General features: G+C 59.0%; 20 protein-coding genes and 1 tRNA gene. 13 read left to right on the forward strand and 8 right to left on the reverse strand.

Annotated elements, in window-relative coordinates; all coding sequences use genetic code 11:
* Genes AC2CHD_RS09730 through AC2CHD_RS09755 form a run of 6 tightly spaced genes read left to right on the forward strand, consistent with a single transcriptional unit; the run spans position 1 to position 4,971 of the window.
* A complete protein-coding gene (locus AC2CHD_RS09730) occupies positions 1 to 552 on the forward strand; it encodes a TRAP transporter small permease (protein WP_484553516.1) in 552 nt (183 codons plus the stop codon).
* Positions 549 to 1,820: a TRAP transporter large permease gene (locus AC2CHD_RS09735; RefSeq protein ID WP_025031275.1), complete on the forward strand. Its 1,272-nt coding sequence runs from the start codon at positions 549 to 551 to the stop codon at positions 1,818 to 1,820. The genes AC2CHD_RS09730 and AC2CHD_RS09735 overlap by 4 nt, the downstream gene beginning before the upstream one ends.
* A gap of 34 nt (positions 1,821 to 1,854) precedes the next feature.
* Positions 1,855 to 2,169: a UxaA family hydrolase gene (locus AC2CHD_RS09740; RefSeq protein ID WP_484553517.1), complete on the forward strand. Its 315-nt coding sequence runs from the start codon at positions 1,855 to 1,857 to the stop codon at positions 2,167 to 2,169.
* The gene (locus AC2CHD_RS09745) at positions 2,138 to 3,379 is read left to right on the forward strand and encodes a UxaA family hydrolase (protein ID WP_484553518.1); all 1,242 of its coding nucleotides are present in this window, start codon (positions 2,138 to 2,140) and stop codon (positions 3,377 to 3,379) included. The genes AC2CHD_RS09740 and AC2CHD_RS09745 overlap by 32 nt, the downstream gene beginning before the upstream one ends.
* Positions 3,376 to 4,194 carry a sugar phosphate isomerase/epimerase family protein gene (locus AC2CHD_RS09750; protein ID WP_484553519.1) on the forward strand — a complete coding sequence of 273 codons (819 nt, stop codon included), beginning with the start codon at positions 3,376 to 3,378 and terminating at the stop codon, positions 4,192 to 4,194. Before AC2CHD_RS09745 ends, AC2CHD_RS09750 begins: the two co-directional genes overlap by 4 nt.
* Before the next feature lie 24 nt (positions 4,195 to 4,218).
* On the forward strand, positions 4,219 to 4,971 hold the full coding sequence (locus AC2CHD_RS09755; protein WP_229450545.1) for a fumarylacetoacetate hydrolase family protein: 753 nt from the start codon (positions 4,219 to 4,221) through the stop codon (positions 4,969 to 4,971).
* 66 nt (positions 4,972 to 5,037) lie between these two features.
* On the opposite strand, the gene AC2CHD_RS09760 is transcribed toward AC2CHD_RS09755, so the two are convergent.
* The 3 genes from AC2CHD_RS09760 to AC2CHD_RS09770 form a co-directional block, all read right to left on the reverse strand.
* The gene (locus tag AC2CHD_RS09760) at positions 5,038 to 6,309 is read right to left on the reverse strand and encodes a TRAP transporter large permease (RefSeq protein ID WP_484553520.1); all 1,272 of its coding nucleotides are present in this window, start codon (positions 6,307 to 6,309) and stop codon (positions 5,038 to 5,040) included.
* A complete protein-coding gene (locus AC2CHD_RS09765; RefSeq protein WP_484553521.1) occupies positions 6,306 to 6,830 on the reverse strand; it encodes a TRAP transporter small permease in 525 nt (174 codons plus the stop codon). The genes AC2CHD_RS09760 and AC2CHD_RS09765 overlap by 4 nt, the downstream gene beginning before the upstream one ends.
* Before the next feature lie 70 nt (positions 6,831 to 6,900).
* Complete coding sequence (locus tag AC2CHD_RS09770) at positions 6,901 to 7,905, reverse strand: TRAP transporter substrate-binding protein (RefSeq protein ID WP_484553522.1); 1,005 nt, start codon at positions 7,903 to 7,905, stop codon at positions 6,901 to 6,903.
* Positions 7,906 to 8,246: 341 nt separating this feature from the next.
* On the opposite strand from AC2CHD_RS09770, the gene AC2CHD_RS09775 reads away from it, so the two are divergent.
* The 4 genes from AC2CHD_RS09775 (at position 8,247) to AC2CHD_RS09790 (ending at position 11,193) form a co-directional block, all read left to right on the forward strand.
* On the forward strand, positions 8,247 to 9,173 hold the full coding sequence (locus tag AC2CHD_RS09775; RefSeq protein ID WP_484553523.1) for a PDZ domain-containing protein: 927 nt from the start codon (positions 8,247 to 8,249) through the stop codon (positions 9,171 to 9,173).
* A gap of 207 nt (positions 9,174 to 9,380) precedes the next feature.
* A tRNA-Gly gene (locus AC2CHD_RS09780) sits at positions 9,381 to 9,454 on the forward strand.
* 106 nt (positions 9,455 to 9,560) lie between these two features.
* Complete coding sequence (locus AC2CHD_RS09785) at positions 9,561 to 9,824, forward strand: DUF6460 domain-containing protein (protein ID WP_484553524.1); 264 nt, start codon at positions 9,561 to 9,563, stop codon at positions 9,822 to 9,824.
* Between the two features lie 22 nt (positions 9,825 to 9,846).
* The gene (locus tag AC2CHD_RS09790; RefSeq protein WP_484553525.1) at positions 9,847 to 11,193 is read left to right on the forward strand and encodes an MATE family efflux transporter; all 1,347 of its coding nucleotides are present in this window, start codon (positions 9,847 to 9,849) and stop codon (positions 11,191 to 11,193) included.
* Between the two features lie 3 nt (positions 11,194 to 11,196).
* On the opposite strand, the gene AC2CHD_RS09795 is transcribed toward AC2CHD_RS09790, so the two are convergent.
* Both AC2CHD_RS09795 and AC2CHD_RS09800 read right to left on the reverse strand, forming a co-directional pair.
* Positions 11,197 to 12,288, reverse strand: coding sequence for a quinone-dependent dihydroorotate dehydrogenase (locus AC2CHD_RS09795; protein ID WP_229450555.1), 1,092 nt, complete (start codon positions 12,286 to 12,288; stop codon positions 11,197 to 11,199).
* Positions 12,285 to 12,632 (reverse strand): DUF952 domain-containing protein, encoded by a 348-nt coding sequence (locus AC2CHD_RS09800; protein ID WP_484553526.1) that lies wholly within the window; start codon positions 12,630 to 12,632, stop codon positions 12,285 to 12,287. Before AC2CHD_RS09800 ends, AC2CHD_RS09795 begins: the two co-directional genes overlap by 4 nt.
* Before the next feature lie 152 nt (positions 12,633 to 12,784).
* Here AC2CHD_RS09800 and AC2CHD_RS09805 point away from each other — a divergent pair, with 152 nt between their 5' ends.
* On the forward strand, positions 12,785 to 13,237 hold the full coding sequence (locus AC2CHD_RS09805; protein WP_484553527.1) for a hypothetical protein: 453 nt from the start codon (positions 12,785 to 12,787) through the stop codon (positions 13,235 to 13,237).
* A 44-nt stretch (positions 13,238 to 13,281) separates the two neighbouring features.
* Here the strand turns inward: AC2CHD_RS09805 and AC2CHD_RS09810 are convergent, their stop codons facing one another.
* Positions 13,282 to 13,608 (reverse strand): hypothetical protein, encoded by a 327-nt coding sequence (locus AC2CHD_RS09810; RefSeq protein ID WP_229450560.1) that lies wholly within the window; start codon positions 13,606 to 13,608, stop codon positions 13,282 to 13,284.
* Between the two features lie 226 nt (positions 13,609 to 13,834).
* Here AC2CHD_RS09810 and AC2CHD_RS09815 point away from each other — a divergent pair, with 226 nt between their 5' ends.
* Positions 13,835 to 14,512, forward strand: a complete 678-nt coding sequence (locus AC2CHD_RS09815; RefSeq protein WP_229450562.1) for a response regulator transcription factor — start codon at positions 13,835 to 13,837, stop codon at positions 14,510 to 14,512.
* Positions 14,513 to 14,520: 8 nt separating this feature from the next.
* On the opposite strand, the gene AC2CHD_RS09820 is transcribed toward AC2CHD_RS09815, so the two are convergent.
* Positions 14,521 to 18,009: a PAS domain-containing hybrid sensor histidine kinase/response regulator gene (locus AC2CHD_RS09820; RefSeq protein ID WP_484553528.1), complete on the reverse strand. Its 3,489-nt coding sequence runs from the start codon at positions 18,007 to 18,009 to the stop codon at positions 14,521 to 14,523.
* A gap of 200 nt (positions 18,010 to 18,209) precedes the next feature.
* On the opposite strand from AC2CHD_RS09820, the gene mscL reads away from it, so the two are divergent.
* Complete coding sequence (gene mscL / locus AC2CHD_RS09825) at positions 18,210 to 18,626, forward strand: large conductance mechanosensitive channel protein MscL (RefSeq protein WP_229450566.1); 417 nt, start codon at positions 18,210 to 18,212, stop codon at positions 18,624 to 18,626.
* A 100-nt stretch (positions 18,627 to 18,726) separates the two neighbouring features.
* Here the strand turns inward: mscL and hemA are convergent, their stop codons facing one another.
* Positions 18,727 to 20,004 carry a 5-aminolevulinate synthase gene (gene hemA, locus AC2CHD_RS09830; protein ID WP_229450568.1) on the reverse strand — a complete coding sequence of 426 codons (1,278 nt, stop codon included), beginning with the start codon at positions 20,002 to 20,004 and terminating at the stop codon, positions 18,727 to 18,729.
* Positions 20,005 to 20,014 lie beyond the last annotated feature (10 nt).

Consider the following 20,014-nt stretch of genomic DNA (forward strand, 5'->3'; position numbering starts at 1 on the left):
ATGCGCGGCAGGCCGGTGTCGCGCTGGCCTGCCGCAATTGGGGTTTCCGCGATGACGCAATACCTGATTTGCGCCAGACAGCTTCTCGTCAAGCTCGTCCAATGGCTTCTCATGTTGATGCTGCTGACCATGACCTGCGTGATGTTCGCGCAGATCATCTGGCGCTATCTCCTGCAATCACCACTGGTCTGGTCTGAAGAACTGGCCCTTCTGCTCATGGTCTGGATGACCTTTCTGGGCTCAGCACTGATGCTTGAGCGCAAGGAACACGTCGCCATCGATCTCCTGGTGGAGTGGCTGCCGCCATCGCTTAACCGGCTGATGCAAATCATCGGTGCGCTTGTGGTGCTCACCTTCAATCTTGCACTGACCTATGGCGCACTTCTCATCGTTGAAACCGCCAGAGAGGCGATCATGCCCGGCCTCAAGATTTCGAGTGCCTGGCAATATCTGGGCGTGCTGATCGGCGGCGGGCTTCTCGTGCTCGTTTCTATTGAAGCCTTGATCCAGGCCTTGTTCGGCACCGTGGAAGCGCAGGAGCAGCGTTCATGAGCATCGTCCTTTTCGTTCTGCTTCTGGGCCTGATCATCATCAATGTCCCGATAGCCTTTGCAATCGGCTTCGCCTGCCTGACCTATCTCTTCGTCAAGGACATCAATCTCGCACTCGTGGCGCAGCGTTCGGCGACGGGCATCTATTCCTATCCCTTTCTCGCGCTTCCCATGTTCGTGTTTGCCGGCGTGCTCATGGAGCATGGTGGCATCACGCAGCGCATGATGCGGCTCGCAAACGCTGTTATCGGACACATCTCGGGCGGGCTTGCTGCGGTCACAGTGGCCGGCAGCGCCCTGTTCGGTGCGCTGTCGGGTTCCGCCATCGGCGACACCGCCGCCATCGGCTCCATCATGATCCCGGCCATGAAGGCCAAAAACTATGCGGCTGGCTTTGCGGCGGCCCTTCAGGGGTGCAGCGGCGTGCTTGCTTCGCTCATTCCGCCGAGCCTGACCATGGTCATCCTTGGGGCGACCGGAAACATCTCAATTGCCGGCCTGTTGATTGGCGGCCTAGTGCCTGGCCTCCTGATGGCCTTGCTCCTGATCATCGTTTCTTTGCTGATCAGCCGCCGGCGTGGCTATGGCAAGGGCGAGCGCGCGACATGGCGCGAGTTCATCTCTGCCGTTTCGGATTCGGTGCTTCCGCTTCTGCTGCCGGTCATTATCCTTGGCGGCATTCTGGGCGGTATCGTCACCGTCACGGAGGCAGCGGTTTTGGCCGTGGTCTACGCATTCCTGCTGTCCGCGATCATCTACCGCGAGGTCAAGATCTCGGACCTGCCGGCCATCTGCATGCAGGTGATGCGCATCGCGGTGCCGGTGCAACTCATCGTGGCGATCTCCCACCTGTTTGTGTGGATCGTAGCGACCGAGCAGATTCCCCAGCAACTCACCGCATTTTTCGCGGCTGTGGCGCCGGATCCGATGACCTTCCTGATCCTGCTCAACTTCCTGCTCCTGCTGCTTGGCACGTTCATGGAGAGCAATGCGCTGATCATCATTCTGATCCCGATCCTGATGCCGGTGGTCAATCAGTATGGCATTGACCCGCTGCATTTCGGCGTCATGTTCGTGGTCAATCTGTGCATCGGGGCCAACACACCGCCACTCGGTGTTACGCTGATGACGGGTGCGAAGATTGCCGGGGTGCGGTTTGCCGAAGCGTCGCGGGCGGTGCTTCCGTTCCTGGCGGCCATGGTCATCGTCCTCATACTGACCATCCTGTTCCCGAAACTGTCGACATTCTTGCCGAGCCTGTTCCTCTAATCGAGGTTCGTGAGAGTCATTCAGGAGTTTGACGTTGGAAAAGACAGCCATCCAGATCAAGGAAAGCGATCACGTGGCAACCGCCACGGTCGAATTGTTGCCGACCGAGACGGTCATCGTCTCGGGCATCGGCAATGGGCGTCCCCTGAGGGTCGAGGAGAAAATCCCGCGCGGGCACAAGATCGCGCTTCGCGACATCGCGGCCCAGGAGGAGATCCACAAATATGGCGAGGTGATCGGGATCGCGACCGAGGCGATCCTGGCGGGCCATTGGGTGCACGTTCACAATTGTCGCGGCGCCAAGGGGCGCCGGTTCGATGAAATCCACGCGCGAAAGCAGGGTGAATGACATGAAGTTCAAGGGCTATCGCCGCGCCGACGGCTCGATCGGCATCCGCAACCACATTCTGGTCATTCCGACGGTCTCCTGCGTCAACCGCGTGGCGCTCGACATCGCATCGAAGACCGGGGCGGTCACCTTCATGCATCCCTATGGCTGCACCTTCGATGCCGAGGAAAACACCACCACGGAAGACACGTTCATCGGCCATGGACGCCACCAGAATGTGGGTGCCGTTCTGGTGGTGAGCCTCGGTTGTGAGACAGCGTCTGCCCGGCGCATCGCCGATGCGATTTCGACGACGGGCAAGCCGGTCGAAATGCTTATCGTCCAGAAGGAGGGTGGTGCCCGCTCGACCCGTGACACGGGCATCGGAATCGTCGAGCGATTGAAGGGGCAGATTGCGGCCGAACCAAGTGATGAAGGCGACGTCAGCGAGTTGATCGTCGCACTGGAATGCGGTTCTTCCGACGCGTTTTCCGGTCTCACGGCCAATCCGGCAGTGGGAGAGGCGGCCGATATCCTCGTCGGAGCCGGCGGGACGGTCGTCTTGTCTGAGATCACGGAGATGGTCGGCGCAGAACGGGTTCTCTGGCGGCGCGGGAAAACCGACAAGATCAAGCAGGATCTGATGACCCTGATCAAGGAGTATGAGATCGAGCTGTCCATGACCACGCAGGATGACAGCGGCGTCTTCATCTCGCCCGGCAATATTGAAGGCGGCTTGACGACCATCGAAGAAAAGTCGCTCGGCTGCATCTACAAGGCCGGCACCCAGCCCATCGTGCAGATCGTCAAATATGGCGAGCGGCCGACAGAGAAGGGCGTGGTTATCATGGACACGCCCGGCTTCGACATCGCTTCCGTTACTGGCAAGGTTGCCGGTGGGGCGCATATGGTGCTCTTCACGACCGGCAAGGGAACGCCGACCGGTTCCTGCATTGCCCCTGTGCTCAAGATCAGCTCCAACAACGACACGTTCAAGGCGCTGCGCGAGGACATCGATCTGAGCGCGGGCGATGTGCTCGAAGGGACCAAGTCACTGAAGCAAGTCGGCGAAGAGATCGTCGAACTGGTGATGGACACGGCGAATGGTCAACAGGCCAAGGCGGAGTATTTCAACATTCAGGAATTCGCCATCCCCAATGTCAGCGTGGTGCGCAAGGAAGTGATCCATCAGAAGCTGGCCGAACAGAACGATTTCCGGTTTCAGCAATGATGAAGCTTGCCTACATGTATGCCACGCCAGACGTGGAACCCGCCAAGGTCACTGCCGTACAGGGCCCGATAGAAACGGCCATGCGCAGCATTGCACAGACCGGCTATTCGGGCGTCGAGCTTCTGGTGTGCGATCCGGCACGGATCGACCGGCGACCGCTCGCCGCCGCCATTCGCGATCAGGGTCTCGACATGCCGGCGGTCTGCACCGGCGAGGTTTACGGTCAGGACGGGCTTTCGTTCGCTGATCCTGATGCCAGCCGGCGGCAGAAAGCCATTGATCGCATGATGGCGTCGATGGATCTTGCATCCGAATATGGCGCGATGGTCAATGTCGGTCGGTTGCGCGGCCGGTATATGGATGGCGTCGCGCCACAACAGACGCTCGACTGGATCGGCGCGGCAATCGCGCAATGTGCCGCCGCGTTCCCCGATGTTCCCATCGTTCTTGAACCGGTCAACCGCAATTATGCAAACTGCCTGCTCACCACAGGCGAGACCTGCAGCTTCGTGCGAAGTCTTGGCGTCTCAAGCCTGGGCGTGATGCTCGACACAGCGCACATTCTCACCGAGCAGGAGACCGTTGCCGATGCCATTCGCGTGGCCGGTGATCTCTTCTGGCATTTTCATATCACCGATTCCGACCGCCTGCCGGTCGGGGACGGAAGCTATGACATCGACGCCGCCATGGGTGCCGTGATCGATTCCGGGTTCGACCGCTATGTGACGGTCGAGACATTCCAGATTCCTGATGCCGGGCACGCAATCGCTGCCAGTTTCGAGGCCATGCGGCCCTATATCCCCACCCGCGTTTGACGCGATCTATTCAGAGGTTTCATCATGAAAATCGTTCGCTTTTCCCATCAGGGAACCACATCCTATGGACTGCTTGAAGGCTCATCCATCGCGGTCCTGTCGGGCTCTCCCTTCGAGAAGATCGAGAAGACCGGCACAGTCGTAGCCCTCGACACCGTGCGTGTGCTTGCCCCGGTGGCGCCAAGCAAGCTGGTCTGCGTGGGGCTCAACTATACGCTCCATGCAGAAGAGTCCGGCGTTCCGGTTCCAGAAGAGCCGATGCTCTTCATGTGTGCGCCTTCCGCGATCATCGCCGATGGCGAGCAAATCCAGCTCGACAATGCCGATGACCGCATCGATTTCGAGGCCGAGATCGGCATTGTCGTCGGCCGCAGGGCCCGCAACGTCGCCGCCAACGATGCAGGCGATTACATCTTCGGCTACACCTGCGCCAATGACGTCTCGAACCGGGATCTGCAAAAAAAGGACGGCCAGTTCACCCGTGCCAAATCCTTCGATACCTACAAGCCGGTCGGGCCGGTCATCGAAACCGACCTCGATCCCGACAATGTCGACATCAAGCTTTGGCAGAATGGCGAATTGCGTCAGTCGTCCAACACGAATGACATGATTTTCCCCATCGCCCGCATTTTCGAATTCGTGTCGGGCATCATGACGCTGGAGCCGGGCGACCTGATCATTACCGGCACACCATCCGGCGTCGGCCCGATGGCGTCTGGTGACGAGATCGTCATCGAGATCGAGAAGATCGGACGCCTGCACAGCCGGGTCGCCTGAACGCCCGCAAGTCGTCGTTGAACCAGCAATGCCCCGTGGGACCCACGGGGCATTGCTTTATCCAGACTATCGCAGAAGCGCTGTCGGATAGAGCGCCAGTGCCGGAATGTATGTGATCGCAAGCAAGGCAAGGATCAGGGCGATGAGAAACGGTCGGATCGCCCGCATGAACTGAGCGATGCTGGTCCCCGAAATCCCGCAGGTCACATACATCAGAACGCCCAAGGGCGGTGTCAGCTGGCCGATGACCAGATTGATGATCATCACGATCCCGAAGTGAACCGGATCGATGCCCAGCGTTTCGATCAGCGGCAGCAGGATCGGGACGAGGATGATGATGAGCACCAGCGTTTCCATGAATGTGCCGAGCACAAGCAGGATGATGTTGATGAGCAACAGGATCAGCATCGGGCTGTCCGAGAAGCCGGTCAGAAACGAAAGCAGCTGCTGCGGAGCCTGACCGATGGACAGGATCCAGCCGAATGGTGCTGCGGTCGCGGCGATGACGAGGATCGACGACGTGTCGCGCGCAGCGCTTGCAAACACGCCCGGTAGCTCGGCGACCTTCAATGTCCTGTAGACAAGAAGACCGACCAGGAAAGCATAGGCGGCTGCAATGGCGGCAACCTCAGTCGCCGTGAAAATGCCCATGCGAAAGCCGACAATGATGATCACCGGCATCAAAAGTGCCCAGGAAGCCTGGAAGAAGGTCTGCCGGAGCGCGCTGGCCGAAAACGCCGCACCGCGCCCGAAACCGCGACGCCGTGTCATGATCGCCACGGTGACAACCAGCGCGGTGGCGATGACCAGCCCCGGCACGATCCCGGCCACGAACAGATCTCCGATCGAGACATTTGCTTGCCAGCCATAAATGACGAGCAGGATGGATGGCGGGATGATGGGAGCGAGGACGGCGGCGGAGGCCGTCAGTCCGACGCTGAATCCCTTGTCGTAACCGTGTTTGACCATCTGCGGCACGAATACGCGTGTTGTGGCCGCACAATCAGCGAGCGAAGACCCCGAAATGCCGGACATGAAGACATTTGTCAGCACGTTGACATAGGCCATGCCACCACGGATGTGACCGACCAGCGAACCGGTCAGTGCGAAGAGGCGTTCCGATATGCCCGAGGCGTTCATCAACGTGCCTGCCAGGATGAACAGGGGAATGGCAAGAAGCGGAAAGGACTGGACACCCGCAGTCATGCGCTGCACCGCAATCGTCAGCGGTATCCCCTCAAGCCAGATCACGGCAATGGCAGAGGCCGCCAGCGCGTAGGCGGTCGGCACCCCGACCAGAAGAAATAGAAGGAGCAGCAAAAGCAGGGTGGTGATCATGCTGCATCCCCTTCACCTGCCTGAACCTCGATCGTGCTCTTGAGCGCGTCCCGCACACCGCCCTCCACACAGTTGCGGATTACGTGAAGTGTGGCGCATATGCTCGTGACGGGCAGGGCGAGCGTGTAAAACCCGTAGGTGACATCCATCATCGGCGTTCGGTCGCCCCAGGTCGTCTGTACATATTTGAGGCCGAAATGGATCACCACCAGGAACACAACCAGGCAGACCAGAACGGCCGCCACGGAAGCCAAGAGTTCATAGCGCGGCGGCAGTATCCGCAGCACCATGTCGATGCGAATATGCTGGTGGGTTGAAAGGGCTGAGCTGGCGCCTATGAACACCATCCAGGTGAACAACATGGTCAATAGTTCTTCCGTCCATGTGATCGGGGATCCGAGCACGTAACGGAAGAAGACGGTTGCGGTCAGAATGACGAAGATCGTGGCAAGAAGTAGCCACAGGGCATGGTGCTCGACCTCTCGCACGCGGTTGTCGAGCCAAAGAATGCCTTGTTTCAATCTGGTCTCCCCCCCAATTGGCAGGACAATGAACACCGGACCGTGGATGCGGTCCGGTGTAAATCGCAGACTATTGCCCGCGGGTGGCGGAGATGTTTTCGCGCACGGTCGCGATCCTGTCCGCCCCCCAGCGCTCGGCAAGGGCGGCAAAGACAGCTTCAGTCGTGGCTTCGGCGAACGCTTCGCGGTCCGGATCATCAACGATGGAGATGTCGGCGGTCTCTGCGATTTCCTTCAGCATGTTTTCTTCTGCGCGCTGCTGAAGCAGTGTCATCTTGGCAGAAGCCGCACTTACCTCTTCCAGAATGATCCGCTGATGGCGTGGATCGAGCTTTGCCATGGAGTCCTTGTTCATCAGGATCAGGTTGTTCTGAAGCATGTGACGCGACATCACGATGTAGCTCTGAACCTCGTAGAATTTCCGGGCGTAGATGGTCGGAATGGGGTTTTCCTGACCGTCGACCGTCCCCTGCTGCAGTGCCGTATAGACATCGCTGAAGGGAATGGGCGTCGGTGCAGCACCGATCCCACGGATCATCTCGATCCAGACCGGGGATTCAGGAACCCGGATTTTCAGGCCGGCCATGTCTGCAGGCGTGCGCACGGGCTTTTCCGAAAGCGTGAAATTGCGCCAGCCCCAGTACCAGATCTTGGTGAGCGGAATGATGTTGTGTTTTTCTTCCAGCTCGTCGAAGGCCGGCTGCATGGCAGCCCCGGAAATCACCGCTTCCGCCTCGAGCCAGTTCTGCCAGAGAAACGGCGCGCTCGGGATCTCCATCGCCGGCACCAGCGTGCTGGCGGCCGCCATTGAGGCTGCCGTCATGTCCAGAACACCATCCCGCAATTGCTGCACCATCTCGGTTTCCTTACCGAGTTGTTCGCCTGGGAACACCTGAATGGTGACTTCTCCATCTGTGCGCTCGGCGATCCGTGCGACGAATTCGTCATAGAGCTTGCTCGAAATTTCGCCCGCAACGTTTGGATGCCCGAAGCGCAATACCGTTTCGGCATGAGCCCCTGTCGCCAACAGCATCGCGGCTGCCACGCAAGCTTGCAGTGTACTTCTCCAGATCATCTGCCCCTCCCGATTGTAATGGATTTTTCGATTGATCAGACTGGCAGGTTTTCTCCTCACCCATACCAACCACGATATTGACCCTAAGCGAAAACGCCTCTGAATCCATTGACCAGAGTAATGAAACGGATGTCCGGATTTTTGTGCTGGGCATACAAAATGAGATTGATCAGGCCCGGGTCGAAGCGCTGGGTGCGTTGGGTGCGGGCGCGCTGACCCACAAATGCTTCTCATCATGCATCTATGTGGCGGGTCTCGCCCCCCCATCTCGCAACCCCGTTTGACGCCGGCCCCAGGTCGCGGATCAACGCGGACTGTGAGTCTGACCATTTCAATGAGTTATGGGATTTCTGCTGCTTCGGGCGGCGCCACTCGTCCCTGATAACCGGGAACGCGGCTGCGGCTATTTCAACTATATCGAAGCGGAGCGGCACCTGGGGTTCAGTCTGGATGATCAGGGTGTCGTAACCTCGGTCGTTCCCGGAACACCCGCCGCGGCCGCTGGAATACAGGTCGGCGACCACATGATCTTCAAGGACACCTCGCCGGTCGAAAACCGTGAAGAAGCGCGCACGATGATGATCGAGCATCTGAACAGCGTGCTGCACAACAAAAGCAACAGCCAATATTTCCTTCGCGACGGCGAGACCATCAAACTGGAGATGCCTCATCTTGCACTCGGGGAGACGCTTTCGCCTGGCCTGGCTCCCCCCGAGCTTTCCGAAAGCGAGATGGCGGCATTCAACGAGCTGCCGGATATCATTCAGCCGGTTATGAAAGCGCTTTACTCGGACAAGTTCGAGCTGGCCGATTTTGAAAGACAGAGATTCTACCGCATTTCCTATCGCGCTTCGATCGTCTCCTTCATGGGAGAAAACGAAATCGCCTTCAAGCTAAAGGAAGCGCTGGACAAAAAGGCGGAAGAGGGCCGTTTTGCCCCCCTGCTCGCGCACTATGCACTTGTCAAAGCAAGATATTTCGATAACTGCGGCGCACCGGTCACAGGCATCGACTACACCGTGACGAGGAGCAGGACCTATACCAGCACGTTCGGCGTGGACTGGAGTCAGGTGCTCTCACAAGAGGCGGCGAGTATCGATGTGGATGCCCGGTTTGCACCTTACGTTCGTGAGGCAGAGTGGGCCTATCCGCGCGCTGGCTGGACCGGAAGCTTCCGCAATTTCATGGAAAAGGCCGGTGGCTGCGGTAGCCCCATCCTTCAGACGCTCGAAGATAACATGCTTCGATATCAGTCCCACGGTTCTTGATGTCAGCGATTTGGGGCGCAGTTGATTTCGGTCGAAACGGCTGCGCTCTGTCATACACGGGTCAAGATCCATGGTTCCATCCATGCATCCAGAGACCGCAGTGCTCCGGTTGCCGCTGATTTTCTCATTTCCGTTTACCCGCCGCGCGCGACCCACTCACAAACCCGCTTGACGCCGGGCTTAAGGTCGCGGATTAATGCGCGCTGCGCGGGTATGATGTAATGGTAGCCTGTCAGCTTCCCAAGCTGATCGCGCGGGTTCGATTCCCGCTACCCGCTCCAATCTCCCGATCCGTACCTGATCCATGGAAGTCTTTTCGGACTGCCCAAGCTTGCGCGGCCGGCCGTGTATGCGTATCTGTTTGCGGTCAAGATCAAGGAGCTTCCGGTGTCGGCACTGACCAGATTCCTGGGCGACAGCCCGCTGCGCGTCATCATCAAATTGCTGATCGTTTCACTTGTCGTCGGCTTCGTGATGAGTGCTTTCAACTGGTCGCCGTTCGACATCTTCTACGCTCTGCGCGATACGGTCGTTCATCTGTGGAACATGGGCTTTGATGCGCTGGGGCGCTTTGCGAGCTATATCCTGCTCGGGGCCGCCATTGTGGTACCGGCTTTTCTGATCCTGCGCCTTCTGAATTATCGCCGCTAGGAAGCCCTTTGGGGCGCATTCGATGGATCATGTTCAGCCGCAGACCCGCGTCACGCATCCTTTCCAGGTGACGAACCGCCTCGTCCTGTCGATCGCCCTGCCGATGACGCTGGCATATCTGACGACGCCGCTCCTGGGCATCGCGGATACGGCCATCGTCGGCCAGTATGGCGATGCAGCACTTCTGGGCGGGCTGGCCGCAGGTGCCATCGTTTTCGACGTGGTCTTCACGACATTCAATTTCCTGCGCTCCGGCACGACCGGCCTGGTCGCGCAGGCCTATGGTCAAGCCAACGCGCTGGAAGAACAGGCGATCCTGTGGCGGGCACTGCTTGTCGCTCTGGTTGCCGGCCTTCTCGTCGTTCTCGCCGGCCCTCTTGTCATCGCCGGCGGCGCATACTTCATGGACGCCGGCCCGGACGTCACGGCTGCCATGGAAGCCTATGTCGCGATCCGCATCATTGCCGCTCCGATCTCCCTCATCAATTACGCGATCCTCGGATATGTGCTGGGCCGTGGCGAAGGGGCGCTCGGGCTGGTGTTGCAGGTCATCTTGAATGGCGCCAACATCGCATTGTCGATGTATCTGGCGCTGTCGCTCGGCTGGGGCATAGAGGGCGTGGCATGGGGCACGGTGGGTGGAGAGGCGATCGGCATGCTGGCCGGGCTGGCAGTGCTGGCGCGGCGCTTCCGACAGGGTCCGCGTGTTTCCTTGAGGCGGGTGTTTGACACCCACCAGCTGGTGCGCATGGTCGCGATGAACCGCGACATCATGATCCGGTCTTTCTCCCTTCTCGCGGCCTTTGCGCTGTTCACCCGGCAGGGCGCGCAGTTTGGCACCGTCACGCTCGCTGCCAATGCGGTTTTGATGAATTTCTTTTTGGTGGCGGGCTACTTCCTCGATGGCACCGCGACCGCGGCCGAGCAGCTGGCAGGTCGTGCGGTGGGCGCGCGTTATCGACCCGCTTTCCTGAGTTCCGTCAGGTTGACCATGGCATGGGGGTTCGGCTTCGCCATTCTCATGTCGCTCTTCTTTCTGCTGGCTGGTGAAGCCCTGATCGCCTTCATCACGACAGCGCAGGAGGTGCGGACAGCCGCAAACACGTTCCTCCCCTGGGCCGCGTTGATTTCCATTACCGGCGTTCTCGCGTTCCAGATGGATGGCGTCTTCATCGGCGCCACGTGGTCCCGCGATATGCGCAACATGATGTTGCTTTCCTTCGCCCTTTATCTCGTCTGTCTTTTTGTGCTCACGAAGACCTTCGGCAATCATGGCCTGTGGGCCGCATTCCACGTTCTGCTTCTGGTGCGCGGTGTCAGCCTCTTTGCAATCGTGCCCTCGCGCATGCGCAGAACATTCGCCGAATAGGCATCAGTCCAGCTGGCGTGCGGCCCATTCGTCGACGCGTGTATCGCGAAGCTGGCGGAGGGAAGAGAGGTTTTCGCGTTGGGCAAATGCGCTCATGTCCGCGAGAATTCTGCCGGGCAGGCATGTGCCGCCGAAAATCAGGCCGCTATACATCTGCACCAGGTCAGCACCCGCCCGAATTTTCTCAAGCGCCGTCTCCGAAGAGTCCACGCCCCCCACGCCGATCAGAGGCATGGCGGGGCCGATCAGCAACCGCAACTTTGCCAGCACGATCGTGGACCGCTCGAAAAGGGGCAGGCCGGAGAGACCACCCGTCTCATGAGCCAGCCGGCTCGTCACCCCCGCCCTCGAAAGAGTGGTGTTGCTCACGATCAACCCGTCGATGCGCTTGTCCAATGCCACATCGGCGATGTCCGAAAGCGCGGCATCTGTCAGATCAGGCGCGATCTTGAGGAAGAGCGGCACGGGAGCGCGCCGCAGCTTGGCCACCTCGTTGCGTGTGGTCAGCACACGGGAAAGGAGCTCGGACAGGTTCGCGCGATCCTGCAGCGACCGGAGGCCGGCCGTGTTGGGTGAGGAGATGTTGACGGCAAGATAGGATGCGATGTCGCCAAAGGCCCGCACGCCCGCCTCATAGTCGGCGATGCGATCCGCACTGTCCTTGTTCGCACCGATGTTCACACCAACAATCCCGCCCTTGCCGGCGCGGTCGAGGATCCGTTTGCGAACTGCCACGATGCCGTGATTGTTGAAACCCATCCGGTTGATGAGCGCGCTGTCGTCTTCCAGTCTGAACAGGCGGGGTTTCGGGTTTCCTTCCTGCGGCAGCGGGGTGACAGTGCCGCATTCCACAAACCCGAACCCCAGTTGCAAAAGCCCGTCGGCCGCCTCGGCATTCTTGTCGAAACCTGCAGCCATCCCGAGCGGGTTGGGGAACACCATGCCGCCGACAATGGTTTTGAGGCGCTTGCTGACCTGTGGAGGGCGAGCGAGGGGCATGCCGCTTTTCAATGCCATGATTGCAAGGTTGTGCGCGCGCTCGGAGTCCATCCGAAAAAGGGCTTGTCGAGCGATCTTGTCGAGCAGGCTCTTCATTCTGGCAACTCTGGAAAAACGTGAAGCCCGTCTGAGTCGAGCGGCAGAGGACGAACCCACTCGATCTTGTCGAGCTCAAGCGGGGCGTAAAGATGGGGGAAAAGAGCGCCGCCGCGCGAGACTTCGTATTTCAGGGCACTGCCAAGCGACGCGGCATCGATGGCGATGAGCAGCAAATCATCTTGCTGCGCAAAGTGTTTGGCCGCCGTTTCCGCGACCTGCCCGGCCGTGGAGAAGTGAATATATCCGTCGGCAACATCAATCGGTGCGCCATTGAATACGCCCGCCGCCTCGGCTTCCTGCCAAAGCGCACGTGGACAGATTTTATAGATCAGGTGAGCCATGCCAGCGGCTATACTTGCAATACCGCGGCAGCGAAAGGCCCGAAAAAGCGTTTTCAGGGGATTGCACATTATCCCAATTATGGCGCATTCCTGGGGCATGAAGCCATCGTAAGAAGCATGAACGCGGAGCAGACCCCATGCGCAATACCCCCATGCGCAATACAAAAAGGCGCAATACAATCGCAGCGACAGGCGCACTGATCATCCTGTCCACGATGACGGGCGCCACGGCGCAGGAGGCCGAGCGCTTTCAGCTTGAGCGCACGGACGAAGGATATGTGCGCATGGACACGAGGACCGGAGCCATGTCGCTTTGCCGTGAGCGGTCAGGGCAACTTGTCTGTGCGCCGGCGGCCGACGAGCGTACGGCCTATGAGGAAGATATCGCCGCACTGCAGGACCAGCTCGAGACCCTTGAAGAGCGTGTCGAGGCGCTGGAGAGTGTTTCCTCGGAGGCCAAATCGGAATTGCCTTCTGAGGACGAGTTCGAACAGACACTGGGATTGATGGAGCGTTTCTTTCGCAAGTTCATGGGGATCGTGAAGGATTTCGAGAAGGAAGACAGCACAACCTCGCCCGATACGCCGGCCCCCGATCGAACCTGAGCGGAGGGCGGCTTTTTAGCCGCTTCAGGAAAGCTCGAAACACTCTAGGTGACCGCTCGCACCAGGCGCAGCACCATCGAAAATGCGAAGAAGCCACAGCCAATCTGCAGGCTCAGGACGGCAAAACGCAGATAGATATCTTTCAGTATTGCTATGAACACCTTCGCCCCTGATCGCCCGACCGGGCGGGCGTCTGGATTAAGATGCATCCAGACCTCGGTCTTCCTGGGATTTTGCCTCGCAACCGCATAAGCCTTGAGTATCAGAAGCTCAGACATGATCAGCGTCATCAGCGCGCCGGCACTGAACGCGAGAATCAGGTCGAACGAAAAGCTCAGCATCACCAGCCCGATGGCAAAGGCGCCGAACATCACGGCGCGTCCAATGCACAACATGGCTACCTTGTGGATTTTCTCCATAGCAGGCTCGCGGGTTTGCACCCTCGGGGCGAGTCTGTGGCATAGATGTGGGACAGGCAAGTAAATCTTCCGCGAGCTTTTCGGCAAGCGTTGAGGCTTCCAGCCATGGCAGAGCTTGAAATGACAGCTATTCCCCGCATAATCGCACCGAGACCCGCGGCGGAAGAAGACGACAATAATGCGGCGGGCGCGGGAGGGACTTTTGGCATCGGGCTATAGATTTTTGGTCGCCGACGACCATCCTCTGTTTCGAGGGGCGTTGAAAGGCGCGCTTTCCGGACTCGACGATGCATGCAAGATACTGGAAGCAGGGGATTTTGAAGGCGCGAAAGCGCTTTTGGATGATAATATCGATCTCGTCCTGCTTGATCTTACCATGCCTGGCGTGAGCGGCCTTTCCGGATTGGTCGCCTTGCGTGGAATGAATGCGGCGGTGCCCATCGTGGTCGTCTCCGCACACGACGATCCCGAAACCATCAGACGGGCTCTGGAGCTGGGCGCTTCCGGCTTCATTTCGAAATCGTCAGGCATGGATGAGATCAGAACGGCGGTTCGGACAATTCTGGACGGCGGAATCTATACGCCTGCCGACATCGATCTGGGAGCCGAAGCCGATCCGGAGATCGCTGATCTCATCAGCCGCCTTCAAACCCTGACACCGCAACAGACCAGGGTGCTGAGCATGTTGGCCGAAGGGCTTTTGAACAAGCAGATCGCCTATGAGCTCAACGTCTCTGAAGCCACGATCAAGGCGCACGTCTCGGCGGTTCTGCAAAAGCTGAACGTGGATAGCCGCACCCAGGCGGTCATTCGCCTGTCGAGGATAGGGGCCGACACCATCGCCACCGAAAGCTGACCCGACAGCTACTCCGCTGCGGCAAGCATCTGGCGGCAACGCATCAGCAGTGTGCGCAATGAGGCTGGGCGCAGGGGCTTGTTCAGCACCATGGCGGTAAGAGCCTCTGCCTCGGCGCGCACTTCGTTGGAGCGATCGGCTGTGATCAGGATTGCCGGTATCGTTTCCCCGTACCGTCCCCGCAGGGCCAAAATCACGTCGAGCCCCACTTCATTGTCCAGGTGATAGTCGGCAAGGATGATGTTTGGAGCGCCGTCCGAGAAATCGGGAAGCGAGCTTGACCCGGTTGCTGTTGAAACCACACAGCCCCAGCCTTCAAGAAGACGGCGCATCCCGTCGAGAATGCGCGGATCGTTGTCAATGCACAACACGCGCAGGCCTTCCAACATCGTCTGCTGGATCGCGGCCGGGCGTGCAGGCACATCGGTGGCGTTGGCCTGGCTGGAGCTGATTGGAATGATGACAGAGAAGCGCGTGCCACCGTCAATCTGTGAATCAAGACGGATCTCCAGATTCAGAACACGCGCGATACGATCGACGATAGACAGGCCCAGGCCCAGGCCCTGTGCCTGGCGCACGCCTTCTTCCAGCCGTGTGAATTCCCGAAACACCGTGTTCAGCTTGTCGGAGGCAATTCCGATGCCGGTATCGATAACCTGCAGCTCGAGCAATTCGCCGCGCCGCCGCACCCCCACAAGGACGCGACCGCTGGGCGTGTATTTGATGGCATTGGAGACGAGGTTCTGCACGAGCCGGCGCAGCAGGTTCCGGTCGGTATTTACAGTCAGAGTTGAGGGGATGATGGTGAGCTTCAGGCCTTTCTCCTCGGCCAGCGGCATGAAGTCTGTCGTGAGCTGGCGCATCAGGCCAGCAAGCTGAAACACTGAGGGAGAGGGCTTGAGCGCCCCGGTATCCAGGCGCGAAATGTCGAGCACAGCGCCGAGGATCGCCTCCACGGAATCGAGCGACGATTCGATGTTGCTCACATATTCGCGGGTCTCCCCGCCTTCCGCGCGTTCCATGAGCGATGAGCAATAGAGCCGGGCGGCGTTGAGAGGTTGGAGGATGTCATGGCCCGCGGCTGCAAGGAAACGCGTTTTTCCGAGATTGGCTTCCTCCGCGATCACCTGCGCCTGCGCCAGCTCTTCGTTGACCCGCATCAGTTCCGCTGTGCGGTCGGCCACCCTCTGCTCCAGTGTCTCGTTGATGCGCTTCAACGCGATGTCTGCCTCAACGCGGGGCGTGATGTCGGTATAGGTGGCCACGATACCGCCATCGGGCATCGGGTTTGTGCGCAACTCGATGATGCGCCCGCTCTTTTGGAGGCGGATCTCCCAAGGCATCCCGAAGTCGGTGAAACGATTCAAGGTCACCGTATAGGCGTCCAGGGGTATTTCTCCACGCACGGTGAGCAGGTTGACGAACCGATCGAGCGACACGCCGACCTGACCCATCTCGTCCGGCAAGTTGAAAAGAGTTCTGTATTGCCGGTTCCAGCAGATAAGCTGAAAATCCCTATCGAAAACCGTGACACCTTCCTCCATCTGGTCAAGTGCGGTCTGCAGCAGATCACGATTGTGCTGCAGGGCCATGGAGGCATCGTCAAGCAGTCGGAGTGCATCGCGCGGTGAGCGATCATTCCTTTGAAAGAGCAGGGAGAGAATAAGCCGGGACGAGGAGGATCCCACAGCGCTGGCAAGCAATTGTTCTGAAAAGCGCACCAGCGCTATGCCGGTCTGGTCATTGCCGTTGAGACGAACGCCGTGGGTGGCTTCAAACGTGGCAAAGGAACGCTCGGTGCGCTCGGCTCCCAGATAGCGCGAGATCGTGTCCTTCAGGTCGTTGACGGTGACTGTCGTACGAAACCGGCGCAGGGTCGGAATAGGGCCGGTGTCACGCGGCACGAAGATCGCGGCTTGAATACGCTCGAGCGGTTGTGCGGCGCGTGAAAGAGAACCCAGAACGAAGAAAAGCGTGTTGACCGCGAGGCTCCACAATACCCCATGATTCAGAGGCTCGGCCACAGTTCCGAAAAGGGCTTGTGGCCTGAGCGCGGGCAAGCCGAAGAGACCGTCTGTAATGATGCTGGTGCCTTGCGGGGCAAGCGAGGGGAACAACAGCGTGTAGGCCCAGATCGCAAACCCTGAGCCCATGCCCAGAAGAGCGCCGCGGGCGTTCGCTCCGCGCCAGATCAGTCCACCGAAGAAGGCTGGTGCGAACTGCGCGATGGCCGCGAACGAGATGAGACCGATTGCTGCCAGGCGGGTGTTGTGGGTGGTTTCGCGGTAGTAGAGAAACGCCGTGAAAAGGATGATGAAGATCGCAGCGCGGCGGATGTTGAGGATGCTTGTCGACCAATCGTTTTTCTCGTGATGGTCGGGGCGCAGCAAACGGCGCAGAAAAAGCGGTATGACCAGATCGTTTGAAATCATGATCGAAAGCGCCACACTGGCGACAATGACCATCGCCGTGGCCGCTGAAAGCCCACCGATAAAGGCGATCAAGGCAAGGAGGTCATGCCCGGCAAGCAGGGGAAGAGCGAGCACGTAGAGATCGGAGTTGGCACTGTCTCCCACCAGCGCGAGGCCGGCGAAGGCTATGGGGATCACGAACAGATTGATCAGCACCAGATAGAGCGGGAAAAGCCAGCTCGCCGTCTCGAGCTCCGTGGTGCTGCGGTTCTCCACAATCGTGACATAGAACTGCCGGGGCAGCATGATGATGGCAAAAGCGCTGAGCGTCGTCATGACGATCCAGGTCGCCAGCGACGTAGGATAGGTGTAGGCCTTTTGCACCTCGGGAAGGCTGCTTACAGCCCGCGCGAGGTCCAGTGGCCCTCCGAAAAAGAAATAGGTGATCGCAATCCCTACAGCCAGAAAGGCCGCGAGTTTCACCAGCGTCTCGACCGCGACGGCAAGAACCAGCCCCTCTTGATGTTCGGTGGCATCGGCGTGACGCGTGCCGAACAGGACGGCGAAGATTGCGAGGAGAAAGGTCACGATCAACGCCATGTCGCCGACGAAGAAATCGATGACCGGTGGCGCGCCATCGTAATGCGTGACCATGAGGCTGACGGAATCCGAGATCGCCTTCAATTGGAGCGCGATATAGGGAACCGTTCCGAAGGTGGCGATCAGCGTTGCCACCGAAGCGACAGCGAAGCTTTTCCCGTAGCGGGCCGCCAGAAAATCCGCGATGGAGGTAATCTTTTCGGATTTTGCGAGCCGGATGATGCGCTTGAGGATCGGGAAACCGAACAGGAAAACCAGCACCGGGCCGATATAAATGGCCAGAAACTCCAGCCCGCGTTCGGAGGCCAGTCCCACAGAGCCGAAGAACGTCCAGGAGGTGCAGTAAATGGCGATGCTGAGCGCATAGATGTAAGGGCGCGAGCCGAGCCCGCCCTGACGGGCAGCTCGATTGTCGCCGACGCTCGCGATGAAGAAGAGCAACGTCACATAGGCGACGGCTATGATTGCGATGACCCAGCCCTGCACCGGTCGCGATTCTCCTCCTCACAGGTCTATTGAAAGGCAAACACAGGCCAGGTTGCGTGTCCAATGCTTCTTTCGGTGAATGTGCTTCGGGGAAACCGCCGAACGGTTTTTGTTGCGCTTTCCCCGCGTGACGCCTCTACTGTTCAAGTGTTGGTGACCGATGAGTCGCCGGGTTTCAGTTAGATTGGGGAGAGACCCTTATGATGAAGGAATTTCGGGAGTTCATTGCACGAGGCAATGTGATGGACCTCGCGGTCGGCGTGATCATCGGCGGCGCGTTCGGTCTCATCGTGAAGTCGTTGACCGACGACATTATCATGCCACTCGTCGGCGCCATCTTTGGCGGCTTCGATTTTTCCAACTATTTCGTTCCGCTTTCTTCCACCGTGACCGCCACCACCCTTGAGGCGGCGCGGGAGCAGGGTGCGGTATTCGCCTATGGCAACTTCCTTACGGTGGTGGTCAATTTCCTGATCCTGGCATGGATCATCTTCCTCATGGTCAAGGGCGTGAATTCACTCCGCCGGAAGGAAGCCGAGAAACCGGCAGAGCCCGAGGCACCGCCCGCAGACGTTCAGCTTCTCACGGAAATCCGCGACCTTTTGTCGAAAAAATAGCGCTTTTTCGCGGTTTTACGGAAAACCGGCAAGAAAAACCGACAACGCCGCCGAACAGGAGTTCGGCGGCGTTTTCATTGAATTCATTGAGGAAATCCGCTCATCCGCCGGATTTGGGCACCAGAAGGGAGACCACACGTTCGGATTTCGCCTGCAAAGGTTGATCCGCTTCCTTGAATGGAATGCCCAGCGCTTCCCAGGTTTCCAGAAGCGCATCGCGTAGTGTCTCGATCAGCCCGTCGTCATGAAACGGTGTCGGCGTGATGCGCAACCGTTCCGTGCCGCGCGGGACCGTCGGATAGTTGATCGGCTGGATGTAGATCCCGTGCCTTTCAAGCAAACGGTCGGAGGCCTGCTTGCACAGTTCGGGATCTCCGACGAGCAAAGGAACGATATGGGTCTGAGACGGCATCACCGGCAGGCCGGCGGCCAGTAGCTTGTCCTTGGTCTGTTGCGCCTGGCGCTTTTGCGCCTCCCGCTCGACGGACGAGGATTTGAGATGCCGGATCGACGCGGTCGCTGCCGCTGCAATGGCAGGAGGCAGGGCGGTTGTGAAAATGAAACCGGAGGCATAGGAACGCACCGCATCGATCACCGCGCTTGAGCCGGTGATATAGCCGCCGATCACACCAAAACCCTTGGCAAGCGTTCCTTCAATGACATCGATCCGGTGCGCCAGTCCGTCACGCTCCGTAATGCCACCACCGCGCGCGCCATACATGCCCACGGCATGAACCTCGTCGATATAAGTCATGGCATTATATTTATCGGCCAGGTCGGCGATTGCCTTGATGGGCGCGATGTCCCCGTCCATGGAATAGACGGATTCAAAAACGATCAGCTTTGCCCGGCTGTGGTCGGCCTCCTTCAGAAGGCTTTCAAGATGGCCGACATCATTGTGGCGGAAGATTTTCTTTTCCGCACCGGATCTGCGCACTCCCTCGATCATGGAGGCATGGTTCAACTCGTCGGAAAGAACCAGGCAATTGGGCAAAAGACGGGCGATGGTCGATATGGAGGCTTCATTGGAGATGAAACCGGAGGTGAAAACGAGACCGGCTTCTTTTCCATGAAGATCCGCCAGCTCGGCTTCAAGCTCCACGAGCGGGTGGTTGGTCCCGGAGATATTGCGCGTGCCGCCGGCGCCTGCACCCATCGAGCCCGCGGCCTGCTGCATGGCGGAAATCACACACTCATGCTGGCCCATGCCGAGATAATCATTCGAGCACCAGACAGTGATTTCGCGCGTCTCTTCACCGGAGCGCCACAGCGCGCGCGGAAACGCGCCGACGATCCGCTCAAGATCGGCGAAAACGCGATAGCGGCGTTCAGCGTGAAGTTGATCGATCGCTTCTGAGAAAAAACGCTGGTAATTCATTGAACCTTCC

This window comes from Nitratireductor sp. ATLC21 (assembly GCF_057196525.1).